The organism is Mycobacterium sp. 1274756.6, assembly GCF_001668625.1.
Taxonomy (GTDB): domain Bacteria; phylum Actinomycetota; class Actinomycetes; order Mycobacteriales; family Mycobacteriaceae; genus Mycobacterium.
In genome coordinates this window covers 111,028-124,020 of the sequence record NZ_LZLJ01000016.1, presented here as the reverse complement: position 1 = coordinate 124,020, position 12,993 = coordinate 111,028, and the positions used below count along the sequence as shown (strand labels likewise).

Annotated in this window: 15 protein-coding genes and 1 pseudogene; 6 read left to right on the top strand and 10 right to left on the bottom strand. The window is 72.5% G+C overall.

All coding sequences use genetic code 11. The annotated features are described in order from the left end of the window. The first annotated feature begins 28 nt into the window (after nucleotides 1–28). Complete coding sequence (locus tag A5643_RS02395) at nucleotides 29–430, top strand: TOBE domain-containing protein (RefSeq protein WP_066851552.1); 402 nt, start codon at nucleotides 29–31, stop codon at nucleotides 428–430. Here A5643_RS02395 and A5643_RS02390 read toward each other — a convergent pair whose 3' ends face one another. The 3 genes and pseudogenes from A5643_RS02390 to A5643_RS02385 form a co-directional block, all read right to left on the bottom strand. After that, nucleotides 431–1,237 (bottom strand): ketosteroid isomerase family protein, encoded by an 807-nt coding sequence (locus A5643_RS02390; protein ID WP_066851601.1) that lies wholly within the window; start codon nucleotides 1,235–1,237, stop codon nucleotides 431–433. Then, nucleotides 1,232–1,780, bottom strand: a pseudogene (locus A5643_RS18370) (isochorismatase family protein); the annotation flags it as partial. The pseudogene A5643_RS18370 and the gene A5643_RS02390, both read right to left, overlap by 6 nt. Before the next feature lie 46 nt (nucleotides 1,781–1,826). Further along, nucleotides 1,827–2,186: a DUF2784 domain-containing protein gene (locus A5643_RS02385; RefSeq protein WP_066851550.1), complete on the bottom strand. Its 360-nt coding sequence runs from the start codon at nucleotides 2,184–2,186 to the stop codon at nucleotides 1,827–1,829. A 71-nt stretch (nucleotides 2,187–2,257) separates the two neighbouring features. On the opposite strand from A5643_RS02385, the gene A5643_RS02380 reads away from it, so the two are divergent. After that, the gene (locus A5643_RS02380) at nucleotides 2,258–2,710 is read left to right on the top strand and encodes an RDD family protein (RefSeq protein ID WP_066851548.1); all 453 of its coding nucleotides are present in this window, start codon (nucleotides 2,258–2,260) and stop codon (nucleotides 2,708–2,710) included. Nucleotides 2,711–2,723: 13 nt separating this feature from the next. Here A5643_RS02380 and A5643_RS02375 read toward each other — a convergent pair whose 3' ends face one another. Further along, nucleotides 2,724–4,229, bottom strand: a complete 1,506-nt coding sequence (locus A5643_RS02375; protein WP_066851546.1) for a carboxylesterase/lipase family protein — start codon at nucleotides 4,227–4,229, stop codon at nucleotides 2,724–2,726. 78 nt (nucleotides 4,230–4,307) lie between these two features. Between A5643_RS02375 and A5643_RS02370 the strand changes: the two genes are divergently transcribed. After that, nucleotides 4,308–4,970, top strand: a complete 663-nt coding sequence (locus A5643_RS02370; protein WP_066851544.1) for a hypothetical protein — start codon at nucleotides 4,308–4,310, stop codon at nucleotides 4,968–4,970. A gap of 11 nt (nucleotides 4,971–4,981) precedes the next feature. Here the strand turns inward: A5643_RS02370 and A5643_RS02365 are convergent, their stop codons facing one another. Next, a complete protein-coding gene (locus A5643_RS02365; RefSeq protein ID WP_066851542.1) occupies nucleotides 4,982–5,317 on the bottom strand; it encodes a hypothetical protein in 336 nt (111 codons plus the stop codon). A gap of 183 nt (nucleotides 5,318–5,500) precedes the next feature. On the opposite strand from A5643_RS02365, the gene A5643_RS02360 reads away from it, so the two are divergent. Next, nucleotides 5,501–5,836: an RNA polymerase-binding protein RbpA gene (locus tag A5643_RS02360; protein ID WP_066851540.1), complete on the top strand. Its 336-nt coding sequence runs from the start codon at nucleotides 5,501–5,503 to the stop codon at nucleotides 5,834–5,836. 166 nt (nucleotides 5,837–6,002) lie between these two features. Beyond that, nucleotides 6,003–6,854, top strand: a complete 852-nt coding sequence (locus A5643_RS02355; protein WP_066851534.1) for a hypothetical protein — start codon at nucleotides 6,003–6,005, stop codon at nucleotides 6,852–6,854. A 21-nt stretch (nucleotides 6,855–6,875) separates the two neighbouring features. Here A5643_RS02355 and A5643_RS02350 read toward each other — a convergent pair whose 3' ends face one another. From A5643_RS02350 to A5643_RS02335, 4 genes are all read right to left on the bottom strand, one after another. Continuing rightward, nucleotides 6,876–7,658: a polyprenol monophosphomannose synthase gene (locus A5643_RS02350; protein WP_066851532.1), complete on the bottom strand. Its 783-nt coding sequence runs from the start codon at nucleotides 7,656–7,658 to the stop codon at nucleotides 6,876–6,878. Continuing rightward, complete coding sequence (lnt, locus tag A5643_RS02345) at nucleotides 7,655–9,793, bottom strand: apolipoprotein N-acyltransferase (RefSeq protein ID WP_082948672.1); 2,139 nt, start codon at nucleotides 9,791–9,793, stop codon at nucleotides 7,655–7,657. The genes A5643_RS02350 and lnt overlap by 4 nt, the downstream gene beginning before the upstream one ends. Beyond that, the gene (locus A5643_RS02340; protein WP_197497618.1) at nucleotides 9,786–11,318 is read right to left on the bottom strand and encodes an amidohydrolase; all 1,533 of its coding nucleotides are present in this window, start codon (nucleotides 11,316–11,318) and stop codon (nucleotides 9,786–9,788) included. The genes lnt and A5643_RS02340 overlap by 8 nt, the downstream gene beginning before the upstream one ends. Before the next feature lie 69 nt (nucleotides 11,319–11,387). Next, nucleotides 11,388–11,849, bottom strand: a complete 462-nt coding sequence (locus A5643_RS02335; RefSeq protein WP_066851528.1) for an FxsA family protein — start codon at nucleotides 11,847–11,849, stop codon at nucleotides 11,388–11,390. Between the two features lie 65 nt (nucleotides 11,850–11,914). Here A5643_RS02335 and A5643_RS02330 point away from each other — a divergent pair, with 65 nt between their 5' ends. Next, nucleotides 11,915–12,610: a dienelactone hydrolase family protein gene (locus tag A5643_RS02330; protein ID WP_066851526.1), complete on the top strand. Its 696-nt coding sequence runs from the start codon at nucleotides 11,915–11,917 to the stop codon at nucleotides 12,608–12,610. On the opposite strand, the gene A5643_RS02325 is transcribed toward A5643_RS02330, so the two are convergent. Next, nucleotides 12,607–12,987, bottom strand: coding sequence for a PPOX class F420-dependent oxidoreductase (locus A5643_RS02325; protein WP_066851523.1), 381 nt, complete (start codon nucleotides 12,985–12,987; stop codon nucleotides 12,607–12,609). The two genes, A5643_RS02330 and A5643_RS02325, sit on opposite strands and share 4 nt — an antisense overlap. Nucleotides 12,988–12,993 lie beyond the last annotated feature (6 nt).

Genomic DNA, 12,993 nt, shown 5'->3' with positions numbered 1-12,993 from the left:
AACGCCCGGCACACCCTATGGTGGGTTGGTGCCGAGTTTCCGTATCTCCGAGGTGGCCGAACTGCTCGGGGTCAGCGACGACACCGTCCGGCGCTGGATCGACGCCGGACGGCTGCCGGTGGCCCCCGGCGACGGTCCCCGCGCGGTCGACGGCGCGGCGCTGGCCGAGTTCGTGCAGCAGCGCCCGGCCGGGGAGCGGCTGACGCGCAGCCCGGTGCTTGGCGCCTCAGCGCGGAATCGGCTGGTCGGCCTGGTGACCAAGGTGACCCGGGATACCGTGATGGCGCAGGTCGATATCCAGGCCGGCCCGTTTCGGATGGTCTCGCTGATGAGCCGGGAAGCCGCCGACGAATTGGGTTTGGAGCCCGGCAGTCTGGCGGTGGCGTCGGTCAAGGCCACCAACGTGGTGGTCGAGGTGCCCGGCCGTTGATCAGTGCCCGCTGAAATAGCGGATGCGGCAGATCCGGTGGCCGCGCAGTTCGGCGAAGAGCACGCCGCGGCCGGTGTCACAGAAGACCGAGACCACCACCGTGTCCCCCGCTCCGATCACTTTCGTATAGCCGGCGCCGCTGAGGTGCTCGACGAACTCGCTCAGCGTGACCGGCTCGTCATCGCCGAGACTGATCGCGGCGCCGGGCATCAGCAGCCGCGTGGCCATCGCGGTGTCTTCGCGCGCCACCGCGCTGAGGAAGGTCTGAACCGCCCCTTTGTGGCGTGCCCCGACCCGCCGGAAACCGGTCAGGAAGCCGACCGCGCCGGACGGCCCTTGGTTGCGCCCCAGCCCGCCGGCCAATGCCAGCGCGGGCCGGAGCGCCCGCAAGCCGTTGCGCAGGAACCGGCCCATCATCGCCGGCAACTCCCAGTAGGCGCGGAGCACGTCGATCCGCCAGCGATCGTCGACCCGACGCAGGTCGTAGCGCAGAAAAGCGGGGATGTTCATCACCACGCCGTCGCCCATCGCCACTTCCAGATCCAGGTCGCGGATGACCGTGGTGGCGCGCACGATGTCCAGATCGCGGTGGAACGTGATGTCGCGCGGGCCGATGAAGGTGTCGTAGAAACGCCCGATCTGCGCGGTGCCCACATGGGCGCGCGACCCGACCGGGTCCTCCACCCGGCCGTCGGCGGTGAACAAACCGACCCAGGCCGGCCGGTCATGGGCACCGGCGGCCCGCGGCGACTGTTCCACCGCGGCGAGCAGTTGGTGCTCGCGGTCGGCGGTCGCGGTGTCGAGCACCTCGATTCCGTCGGCGCGCAGCGCCGCCAGTGCGGCCGCGGTCGACTCCGGGCCAACCCCGGCCGTGAGGTCGGCGAGTACGCGGGTGGTGAATCCGGCTCGCGCCGCCGCCTCCGCGGTGGCCTGCACGCAGTGCTCGGTGGCGATCCCGACCACGTCGACCGCGTCCACACCGTGGGCCCGCAGCCAGTCGGGCAACAGGACGCCCGCGTCGTCGACGCCTTCGAATCCGTTGTATCCGGCGTCATGCTCACCTTTGGCGAAGACCGCGCCGATCGGCGCCGACGCCAGCGCGGGATGCAGTTCGGCGCCGTGCGTGCCGGCCAGGCAGTGCGGCGGCCACGCGGTCTCGTAGTCGGGGCTGTCGGAGAAGTGGTCGCCGGGGTCGACGTGGCGGTCCGCCGTCGCCACCACGTGCCGGTAGCGGTCCTCGATGGCCAGGTAGCCGCTGATCGCGCCGGCCACCTCCGCACCACCGGGGATCGGGAGTGCGCCGCCCTCGCAGAAATCGTTCTGCACGTCGACGATGATCAGCGCCCGCATCAACCCACCGTATCGCCAGCCACGCGCAGCGCCAGTCCCTGCTCGCTCACCGTCGGCTCCGCCGGTGCTGCACCGCGTAGCACAGCCAGGACACCGCGATGCCGGCGAAGACCGCGGCCCGCACCGCGTCCAGCCAGCCCGCCGGATACAGCACGCCGGTGAGGTAATGGGCGACAAACCCTTCCGGCGGCAGCGGGGCCAGCCCGCCCCGGTTTCGGGCCCAGCGTTCCAGCCAGGTCAGCGGGCAGTTGAGGTCGAAGACGGTGATGGCCACCCCCCACATCACCGCCGGCACATGCAGCCAGATGCTCCGCCGCCAACGCAACGCGAGGAAGCCGCCCACCGCCAGGTAGGCCAGGAACGCGAAATGCGCGAAGATCGTTGTCGCCACCACGATCTGGTACATCGCCTCGACACCTCGCGCACCGGTTTCGCCCGGCACTCTACTCGCGGCCCGCGGTCGGTACATTGGCGTTCATGACGGAAAACGCTTTCAGCGCTACCTCCGGGAACCCGGGTGGTCTGCTCCGCCGGTTTTTCGCCCGGTTCATCGACGGCGTGCTGGTGAACATCGCCGCGGTGCTGCTGTCGCTGCTGCTGCGGGACAGCGACTACTGGTTCTTGGTGACCGGGCTGTTCTCCGGGGTGCTGATGTTCGGCTACTTCGTGTTCTTCGAGATGACCCGGGGCGCCACTCCGGGCAAGGCGCTGTTGGGGTTGCGGGTGCGGGGCCCGGCCGGCGCCGACCATCCGGATGCCAAACAGGCCGCGATCCGCAACGCGTTCACGTTGCTGCCCGTGCTGCCCTTCGCCGGGGGTCCGCTGATGTTCATCGCGGTGGTCGTCATCGCCGTCACCGCCTTCGACAGCCCCACGAAGCAGGGCAAGCACGACGACTTCGCCGGTGGCACCGCGGTGGTGCGGACCTGACGTCCGGCAACCGTCAGCCGGTCAGGGAGAACCCCCGCCACGCCAGCCGGCGGTCCCGGTGCGGGTCGTGCTCGATCCGGCTGCGCCGGTCGATGACCAGGACGGCGCGTTCGTCGGGGGTGTAGGCCGGCCAAACCTGGCCGGGCCGGCCGGTGCGGGCGAACTCCCGCCAACGGTTCTGCACCTCGTTGCTGACCCGCAGGGCGGCGCGGCGGTCGCCGGCGGCGGTGAGCACGTTGCCCAGTCCGGTGCGGTAGACGTCGAACACGGCGAACAGTTCGGTCGCGTGGGTGGCGCCCAGCCCCGACCAGCGCAACATCCGCGGCGCGAAGTCGTAGCGGTACACGAACGTCGGCGCGTGCCCGCTGTGTGCCTCGGCGACCTGCCAGACGGCGGCGTTGAACGCGAAGTCGCCGCCCAGCCGGACACACGCCGCCGGCTTCGGATAGTCGGGGTAGGCGGCCAGGATCCGCTCGCGGGTGGCGGCGTCGACGTTGTCGAACAGATCCTCGATCATCGCCTCGGTGGTGGGCAGCAGCCGCAGGAACCGGGTGAACAGCCGGCCCTCGTCGGCGTTGGAGCCCACGATCAGCGGCACCCGGTGGGCGAGGCCGCGGTCCATCGCCTCCACCGGTTCCACCGGCACCACGTCATCGCCGTAGACCGGCCCGATCGGGAAGGCGCCCAGCGTGTCTTCCACGCCCTGGTCGATCAGCTTGTCCTGGGCGGTCACCAGCTGCGCGGCGGTCGCCGACATCACCGCGTGGGCGGCGTCGGAGCGGCGGGCACCGAGCAGCTCGGCGTACCGTCCGGCGAACTCGGCCGCCAGCTCCGCGGAGCGTTCCATGCCGGCTGCGGGGCTCTCTGCGATCGCCCGGTGGAACAGGCCGGCCGCCGACGGCACCGCCAGCAGAGTCGCGACCGCGTGGGCGCCCGCGCTTTCGCCGAAGACCGTCACGTTGCCCGGGTCGCCGCCGAACGCGGCGATGTTGTCCCGCACCCAACCGAGGGCGGCCACGATGTCGCGCAGGAACAGGTTGCTCTCCAGCGGGTATTGGCGGGTCGACAGCGCGGAGAGGTCCAGACAGCCCAGCGCACCGAGTCGGTAGTTGACCGACACGTACACGCAGCCGCGGCGGGCCAGTGCCGCGCCGTCGTAGATGGGGGTCGCGGAGCTGCCCAGGATGTAGCCGCCGCCGTGGATGAACACCATCACCGGCAGCGGGCCCGGCTGGGGCTCCTGCGGGGTGGCCACGTTGAGGGTCAGGCAGTCCTCCCCCATCGGCTGATATTTGCCGACCGACAGCATCGTGTAGCGGCGCTGCTGGGGGGCGCACTTGGTGAACCCGTGGCAGTGGCGCACTCCCGGCCACGGCTGCACCGGCTGCGGCGCCCGGAAGCGCAGCGGCCCCACCGGGGCCTGCGCGTACGGGATGGAACGCCACCGGTGCACCCCGTCGCGGGTGAATCCCTCGACGACGCCGGCGGAGGTGGTGGCGCGGACCGTCCGTTGGTGCATGCACAGACCGTATCGAAACCGTCGTGTCCCGGCCCGTCCCTGCCCGCGAATCCCCGCCGTGCCGGTTAGCCTTGCCGCATGCGTTGTGCTGTTCTGCTGGCAACGGTGGTGCTGATCGCCGGGTGCTCGCACACCATCACCGGCCACCCGGAGACCGAGACGTCCACCACGTCATCGGGCGTGCCAAGCAGCGCGCGAGCGCCGCAGAGCACCGCACCGGGTGGGCCGCCGCCGGACGGGGCCGCGGCGATCGACGTGATCGCCTGGGTGGAGGTCGGGGAACAGATCGACACCGCCCCGTTCCACAGCGCGACGCGCGACGGCGCCACCAGCGATCTCGGCGACGACATCGCGTTCACCTCCGGAAAGACCCGCTGCATGACCGATCAGCGCTACGCCGCGGACACCCTGATGTGCCTGGTCGATCTCGCCGATCCGCCCGCCAAGCCCGAAACCGCCTACGGCGAGTGGATCGGTGGCTGGGTCGACTACACCGGCGCGGAGTTGCAGGTCGGTTCGGTTCACGGTGATCCGGGCCCGTTCGGCAAGGGCGACGGCGCCGCGTTGCCCGAGGGGCAGACGCTGCGTTTCGGGGACTACCGGTGTCGGGCGCATGACAGCGACCTGTACTGCGTGAACTACGCCCACCAGTCGGCGGTGCGGATGTCGGCCGCCGGGGTGGCACCGTTCGGGTGCCTGCAGCCGGCGCCGGAGGGTGTGGGGCTGAAATTCGCCTGCTGACCGGTTCCGGGTCAGCGCCAGCCGTCGGCGGCGGCGGCCGCCTGCAGCATCTGCGCGCACAGTTCGCGCAGTTCAGCCGGGTCGGCGCCCTCCTCTAGCGCGGTCGCGACGTCCTCCGCCGCGCAGCGCACCTGGTAGATCCGGTCGGCGAGGGCGGCCGCCTCGTCCGCGGAGAGCACGACTGCGTCGTGGGGCAGCACCGCGCCGTGGGCTGCGCCGAGTTGGGTGCGCTGTTCGTAGGCGCGCTGGCGGCAGGACTGGCGGCAGTATTGGCGGCGGCGCCCGGTCGGGGTGTCCGGTACGTCCCGGCCGCACCAGCGGCAGGGCTGGGGTGGGCGGCGCGTCACGGCTGCCGAGTGTAGTCGGCCCCCGGCCCCGGTCGCGGTATCATCAGTGGCCGCGCCGGCGATGGTGCCGGCGGTGCGGGGAACTTTTCCCGCCGGCCGACGCGTTGACCTGACGAGTTTGTGTCGAGAATTGTGTTCGCGGAATCGCTGAGCGCTGAGCATTGTGTTGAGAGGTGAGGTCCGATGGCCGACCGTGTTCTTCGAGGAAGCCGGCTCGGAGCGGTAAGTTACGAAACCGACCGGGACCACGATCTGGCGCCGCGGCAGGTGGCGCGGTACCGCACCGAGAACGGCGAGGAGTTCGACGTCCCGTTCGCCGACGACGCCGAGATCCCCGGCACCTGGATCTGCCGCAACGGCATGGAGGGCACCCTGATCGAGGGTGAGGTGCCGGAGCCGAAGAAGGTCAAGCCGCCGCGCACCCACTGGGACATGCTGCTGGAGCGGCGTTCGATCGAGGAGCTCGAGGAGCTGCTCAAAGAGCGGCTGGCGCTGATCAAGTCGCGTCGACGCGGCTAAAGCGTGAGCCGGTCGGGTGCGCCGGTGATCCCGCCGCCGATCGGCGCGCCGGGCTAGCGCGCACGACCGATCTACGGCATCCGGGCGCGGGTTCTACGCGCTTTGGCGGATGTTAGCCCCGCCTGCACCGGTCGATAGTCGAGGGAGCGAAGCACCGTGTCTCGGTGTGCCCGACCGGAAAGGCAAGCCGATGAGCTCCCCCGACCCGAAAACCGTCCGCGGCCGAGGCCGCCGCGACGCGACCGGCCAGCAACCGCCGACCACCGCGGCAGCCGCCCCGGCCACCGCCCGCACCGAGGCGTCCCGAGCCGGTGACCACTGGTCGACGACGTTTCACGCGCTGGCCTGGTCCGAGGAGGACGCGGCCGCCGAACCGAACCGCTACCCCGGCCCCGCCGATTCGCGGCGAGGCCGGCCCGCACCGGCCCACGATCCCTGGTTTCGGCGTCCGCAGCTGCTGATCGCGGCCTCCGCGGTGGCGCTGGCCGCGCTGGGCTCCGGCGGGCTGGCCTACCTGTTGGCCGGGGGGTCGACCGACAGCACCGTCCCGCCGCCGCCCGCGTGGGTGCAGCCCGATCTCAATACCGCGGCCGGTCCGCCGGTCGCGCCGCCGCCGGCCGCGCCGCAGCCGGCCGCGCCGCCGGCCGACGCGCCGGTCGTGCAGTATCAGCCGCCGCCGGTGCAGGCGCCTCCGCTCGCCGCCCCGCCCCCGGCGCCGGTGCAGGTCCCGCCGCCACCGGTCCAGAACCCGCCGCCCGCGGCACCGCCGCCGGCGGCACCGCCACCCGCCGACCCACCGGCGCAGAACCCGCCGAAAGAGGATGCGCCGCCAGCCGATCCGCCGCCGGCCTCGCCGCCCAAGAAGGATCCGCCGGCGATGAAGTACTGCTGGTTCAAGCAGGTCGCCGCCGATCAGCCGTGCCCGCTGATCCCGCCCGGCCCGGACAACTGGTCGCATCCGTGCCCCGGGCATCCCGGCTACTACGAAGACAACGGCGGGAAGTGCCCGACCGACTGACCTGCAGTGGCGGCTATCGGATCAGGAGCGCACCGCGCCGCGCGCCCGATCCCACCGGCCGCCGATCCCCCACCGCGCGACCTGGGCCATCGCCTCGCGGATGTTCGATCCGCTCATCTTGGAGACGCCCAGTTCCCGTTCGGTGAACGTGATCGGCACCTCCACGATGGTGAAGCCGCGGTTGAGGGCCCGCCAGCTCAGGTCGATCTGGAAGCAGTAGCCCTTGGAGTCCACGGCGTCGAGGTCGATCTCTTCGAGCACCCCACGCCGGTAGGCGCGGTAGCCGGCGGTGATGTCGCGGATCTTGACGCCCAGCAGCAGCCGCGAGTAGGTGTTGGCGGTCTTGGACAGCAGTAGGCGCCGTAGCGGCCAGTTGCGCACCTCGCCGCCCTCGACGTAGCGCGAGCCGATCGCGACGTCGGCGCCGGCGTTGACCGCGTCGAGCAGCCGGTGCAGTTGCTCGGGGGCGTGGCTGCCGTCGGCGTCCATCTCGACGAGCACCGAGTAGCCGCGTTCCAGCCCCCAGGCGAACCCGGCCAGGTAGGCGGCGCCGAGGCCGTCCTTGCTGGTGCGGTGCATGACGTAGACGGCGTCGGGGTCGGCCAGCGCGAGCTCGTCGGCGAGTTCGCCGGTGCCGTCGGGGCTGCCGTCGTCGACGATGAGCACGTCGACCTCCGGTGCCGCCTTGCGGACCCGCCCGAGGATGAGCGGCAGGTTGTCGCGCTCGTTGAACGTCGGGATGATCACCAGTCTGCGCCCGGTCGGGCGGGGGCGCGGGTCTGCAGGCGGGCTGCCGGCGGTCATGGGGCTCCTCTATCCGGTGCGGGGTCTTCCGGGGACGTCTCGGCGCTGTCGGCCGGGACAGCGTCGTCGGGGTCGGCGGCTCCGTCGGCCTCGGAGCCGGGGTCGGGTGGCGTGCGGCGTGGCAGACGTGGCGGCCAGGCACGCAGCGAGGGTTTATTCTGCAGCATCGCCGCCACCAGGGCGGCCAGTCCCAGCCCGACCAGCAGCCATTGCACCGCCGGACCCCAGCGGGTGGCCGCGGTCGTCGCGGTTTTCAGATGCACCTGCTGGTCGAGGAAGGCCGGTTCGAAGAACGCGGTGCGGCCCAGTTCCCGGCCGTCCGGGGCGATGACGGCGCTGATCCCGGTGGTGCCCGCGACCACGACATAGCGGTTGTGTTCGACGGCGCGGGCCTTGGCGAAGGCCAACTGCTGGGTGCTCATCGCCGCGTCGAAGGTGGCGTTGTTGGTGGGCACCACCAGCAGCTGAGCCCCGTTGCGCACCGATTCGCGGGGCGCGCGGTCGAAGATGACCTCCCAGCAGGTGGCGACGCCGACCGGTACGCCCGCGGCCTGCACCACCCCGCTGCCCGCCACCGGGACGAAATAGCCGGCGCGATCGGCGTAGGGCGACAGGTGCCGGAAGAAGCTCCGCCACGGCAGATACTCGCCGAACGGCTGCACGATCTGCTTGTCGTGCCGGTCGGTGGGCCCCACGGCCGGATCCCAGACCAGCACCGAGTTGGTCGACACCGGGTTGTCCGGGCTCCAGCCCGGCGCGCGCAGCACGGTGCCGACCAGGATCGGCGCGCCGATGACCCGGGCGGCCATGGTGATCTGCTCGGCGGCGTCGGAGTTGATCAGCGGGTCGATGTCCGAGGCGTTCTCCGGCCAGACCACGAACTGCGGTTGCGGCGCCCGTCCGGCATGGACTTCCTCGGCGAGGCGCAGCGTCTGGCGCACATGGTTGTCCAGCACCGCGCGGCGCTGCTCGTTGAAGTCCAGGCCCAGACGCGGCACGTTGCCCTGCACGGCGGCCACCGTGACCGCCGGGCTGTTCTCCGCCCCGGATCCGGCGCGGCGCACCATCGGCCACACCGCGACCGTGCTGAACAGCACCAGGCAGATGCATACGCCCGGCAACACCACCGCCGGCGGGGCTCCGGCGGTCTGCGCCGGTGGGTCCTGCCGCCACCAGCGGACGATCTCGATCCCGAGCGCGGTGAGCGCGCAGCCGAGCAGCACGATCGCGGTCGACAGCAGCGGGACACCGCCGAGCGAGACCAACGGAAGGAAGGGCCCGTCGGTCTGGCTGAACCCGACGACGCCCCACGGGAACCCGCCGAACGGGAAGACGGACTTGAGCCATTCCTGCAGCGCCCACACGGCCGCGAACCAGACCGGCCAGCCCGGCAGCGACCGCGCCAGGACGGCGCCGAGGCCGAACAGCGCCGGGAACAGTGCGCACACCAGCGCCAGCACCAGCCAGGGCACCGCGCCCACCAGCCCGCTGATCCAGGGCAGCAGGGGGACATAGCAGGTCAGGCCGAACAGCAGGCCGTAGCCGAACCCGCCGGCGCGGGTGGTGCCGGGGTGGGTCAGCACCCAGCTCAGCAGGGCCAGCGCGATGACCGCCGCCCACCACCAGCCCCGCGGCGGGAACGCCGCGCACAGCAGCGCCCCGCCGGCCGCGGCGGCGACCAGCCGGGGCAGCCGCGGCACCGCTGCGACGCCGAGCCGGCCGAGCCGGGCCAGCCCGGCCCGCCCCCAGCTGGTCAGGTGCGCCAGCAGTGCGACCAGCCAGCCCCGCACCAGGGCGCCCAGCTGCGCGCCGGCGCGCGGTGCCGCCGGGTCGTCGGCCCCGTCGTTCTCGGACGCCCCGGCGGTATCGGCGGCATCGGCGGCACCGGCGCCGTAGTGATCGTCGCGGTCGGTGTGGTCGGTGTGGTCGGTGTCGTCGTCGCTGTGGTCGCTGTGGTCGCTGTGGTCGTCGTCGTTCTCGTCGTTCTCGTCGCTGAGGTCGGGCAGCGGCTCGGGATCGCCGACCGGGTCGTAGTCGGTGTCCAGCTCGAAATGCGGGGAGTGCGGTGTGTCGTCGTCGCGCACCACCGGGATGATCTCGGTGGCTTCGTGGCGGCGGCGCGGTCGGTCAGCCATGGATGACCACACCCCGGTGGACGGTGCTCCGGCAGCGCGGCAACTCCGCCTCGGCCGCCAGCTGCGGCAACGCCGGCACCCGGGACCGGGGGTCGGTGGACCAGCGCTGCACCGCGTCGCGGGGCGCGGCGACGGTGAGTTCCCCGGTCTCCCAGATCGCGTAGGAAGCGGGCGCGCCCGGCGCCAGCGTCCCGGTCAGCCCGTCGTGGATCCCGGCGGCGCGCCACCCGCCGCGGGTGGCGGCGGCGAAGGCGGCGCGCGCCGACAGGGCACTGCCCTCGGTGCGGTGGGTGGCCGCGGCTCGCACGGTGGCCCAGGGGTTCAGCGCGGTGACCGGGGCGTCGGAACCGAAGGCGAGGGGCACGCCTTGGGATGCTAACAGCGCAAACGGGTTGAGGTTACCGGCGCGTTCGGCGCCGAGACGCTGCGCATACATGCCGTCGGCGCCGCCCCAGCGCGCGTCGAACCCGGGCTGCATGCTCGCGATCACCCCCCACGCCCCCAACTGGGCGGCCTGCTCGGCGGTGACCATCTCCAGGTGTTCCACCCGGTGGCCGCAGCGTGCGATCGCGGGCACCCCGAACCGGTCGACGGCGCGGGTCAATCCGGCCACGACGGCGGTCACCGCCGCATCCCCGATCGCGTGGAATCCGGCGGTCACCCCCGCCTCGGTGCAGGCCAGCAGGTGGTCGGTGATGGCCTCGGGGTCCAGGTGGCAGCTGCCGGTGCAGTCGGGGTCGTCGGTGTAGGGCTGCTGCAGCCAGGCGGTGCGCGATCCCAGCGATCCATCGACGAAGAGGTCGCCGGCCAGCCCGGCCGCGCCGGTCTCGGCCACCAGCTCGGTGGCCTGCGCCGCGGTGCGCACCGCCTCGCCCCAGTAGCCGGTCACCTGCACGCCGTGGGCAGTGGCGCGCAGTTCCCGCCAGTCGTCCGGGCCGCCGATGTCGGGGCCGGCGCACTCGTGCACGGCGACGATGCCGGCGGCGGCCGCCGCGTCCAGCGCGGCGGTGCGGGCCGCGGCGCGCTGGCCGGCGGTGAGCAGATCGCGTGCGGCGGCCCGCACCCGGTGGTGGGCATCACCGGTCAGCGGCTGCTGCGCACGGTGGCCCGCCGCGCTGCTCAAGCCGGCGGTGCGGTCACGCAGGGCGCCGGAGGCCAGCGCCGAGTGGACGTCGACGCGGCTCAGATACGCCGGCCGGCGGCCGAGTACGGCGTCGAGGTCGGCGGTGGTCGGCGCGGTGCGCTCCGGCCAGCGGCTCTCGTCCCAGCCGTGCCCCCAGATCGGCGCGTCGGGGTGCGCGGCCGCGTGCTCGGCGAGCAGGTCGAGGCAGTGCTGCCGGGAGGTGGCGCCCCCGAGGTCCAGACCGGTCAGGGTCAGCCCGGTGGCGGTGACGTGGACGTGGCTGTCGACGAAACCGGGCGCGACGAAACCGCCGTCGAGATCGACCACATCGGCGTCGGGGAACTGCTCACGGCCGACCGCGTCGGAGCCCAGCCAGGCTACGACACCGTCGCGAACCGCCATTGCGGTCGCGTCGGGGTGGGTGGCGCTGTGAATGCGCCCACCGAGGAGCAGTGTGGTCACGTCGCAAAGTTACGGGGTGCGGCCGGCGGGCAGCGCACGTGGTGTCGCGGCGTCCTCGGTGACGACCTCGCCGTCGACCACCTCACCGTCGATCACCGCACCGCCCCCGCTGCGGGCCGCGGGCCGGGCGAGCCGCCCGAGCGCCACGGCGCTGAGCACCGGGCGCACGGCCGCGCGGGTGGGCGGCAACAGGAGCAGGATTCCGGCGACACTGCTGGCCAGGCCCGGAACGACGACCAGCACCGCGCCGAGGGCCACCAGGGCGCTGTCGGTGAGCGTTTTGGCCGGATCGCGCAGCCCGCGCAGCAGGGTCAGCGCCTGCCGGCGCAGTTGCGCGCCGGCGACCAGCAGACCCAGCAGGAACGTCGCCAGCAACACCAGCACGGTCCGCCCCGCACCGATCGTGGTGACCAACGCGATCAGAACCGCGATCTCCACCAGCACATACGCCAGCAACACCCGCGACAACATGCAGTGACAACGTCGGACGGCGTGCCGGGGTTCCGCCGCGGGAGCCGAGCCCCTAGGTTGACGGTGTGACGACTATCACCGTGGACTGCCCGGACGGGCCGATCGACGCCCTGTTGGACCGACCCGCCGGCGACGGCCCCTTCCCCGGGGTGGTGGTGGTCCACGACGCGTTCGGTTACGGCCCGGACAAGGAAGCGATCTCGGCGCGCATCGCAGCGGCGGGTTATCTGGCCATCACCCCGAACCTGTACGCCCGCGGCGGGCGGGCCCGCTGCATCCCCCGGGTCTTCCGCGAGCTACTGACCCAGCGGGGCCGCGCCCTCGACGACATTCTGGCCGCCCGCGACCATCTGCAGGCGCTGCCGGAGTGCTCCGGGCGGGTCGCGGTGGCCGGATTCTGCATGGGCGGGCAGTTCGCGCTGGTGCTCGCGCCGCAGGGCTTCGCCGCGGCGGCGCCCTTCTACGGCACGCCGCTGCCCCGCCATCTCGACGAAACGCTCAGCGGTGCGTGCCCGGTCGTGGCCAGCTTCGGCCGGCGCGACCTCTATGGCATCGGGGCTCCGGCCCGGCTGCAGCGCGCCGTCGCGGCCAACGGCGTCCGCGCCGACATCAAGGTCTATCCCGGTGCCGGACACAGCTTCGCCAACCAACTGCCCGCTCAGCCGCTGTTGCGGATCGCCGGGTTCGGCTACAACGAGGCGGCCACCGAGGACGCCTGGCGGCGGGTGTTCGCTTTCTTCGGCGAGCACCTGCCCGCTTAGGCGGCCCGGAGCTCCAGGCCGATGTTGTGGCGCATGCCGCCGCGCAGTTTGCTCACGAAGTTGAACGCCCGCCCCATCAATCCGTAGCGCTTGCCGAGCGCGTCGTAGACGGCCCCGGTCTCAGCTTGGTCGAGGATGGCGGCGACGGCCTCGGTCGCCGCGCTTTTGGGCCGGCCCCGCACGTCGCACACGGCCAGGGTCACCCGGGCGGTGTTGCGGATCCGCTTGACCTTCCAGGCGTCGGCGCGGGTGATCACCAGCAGTCGGTCGCCGTCGGGCGCGGCCCAGATCGGGGTCGGTTTGGGCCGACCGTCCTTGGTGAACGTGGTCAGCAGCAGGTAATCGGCTTTGGACAGATCGGCAAACGTTGGAGCCACGCCGGC

Excerpts from the sequence above, each read along its gene's own strand:
- A5643_RS02380 (WP_066851548.1), top strand. The coding sequence starts at position 2,258 with ATGACGGAAAACGCTTTCAGCGCTACCTCCGGGAACCCGGGTGGTCTG.
- lnt (WP_082948672.1), bottom strand. The coding sequence starts at position 9,793 with ATGGCTGACCGACCGCGCCGCCGCCACGAAGCCACCGAGATCATCCCG.
- A5643_RS02370 (WP_066851544.1), top strand. The coding sequence starts at position 4,308 with ATGCGTTGTGCTGTTCTGCTGGCAACGGTGGTGCTGATCGCCGGGTGC.
- A5643_RS02385 (WP_066851550.1), bottom strand. The coding sequence starts at position 2,186 with ATGTACCAGATCGTGGTGGCGACAACGATCTTCGCGCATTTCGCGTTC.
- A5643_RS02350 (WP_066851532.1), bottom strand. The coding sequence starts at position 7,658 with ATGACCGCCGGCAGCCCGCCTGCAGACCCGCGCCCCCGCCCGACCGGG.
- A5643_RS02375 (WP_066851546.1), bottom strand. The coding sequence starts at position 4,229 with ATGCACCAACGGACGGTCCGCGCCACCACCTCCGCCGGCGTCGTCGAG.
- A5643_RS02340 (WP_197497618.1), bottom strand. The coding sequence starts at position 11,318 with ATGGCGGTTCGCGACGGTGTCGTAGCCTGGCTGGGCTCCGACGCGGTC.
- A5643_RS02335 (WP_066851528.1), bottom strand. The coding sequence starts at position 11,849 with ATGTTGTCGCGGGTGTTGCTGGCGTATGTGCTGGTGGAGATCGCGGTT.
- A5643_RS02360 (WP_066851540.1), top strand. The coding sequence starts at position 5,501 with ATGGCCGACCGTGTTCTTCGAGGAAGCCGGCTCGGAGCGGTAAGTTAC.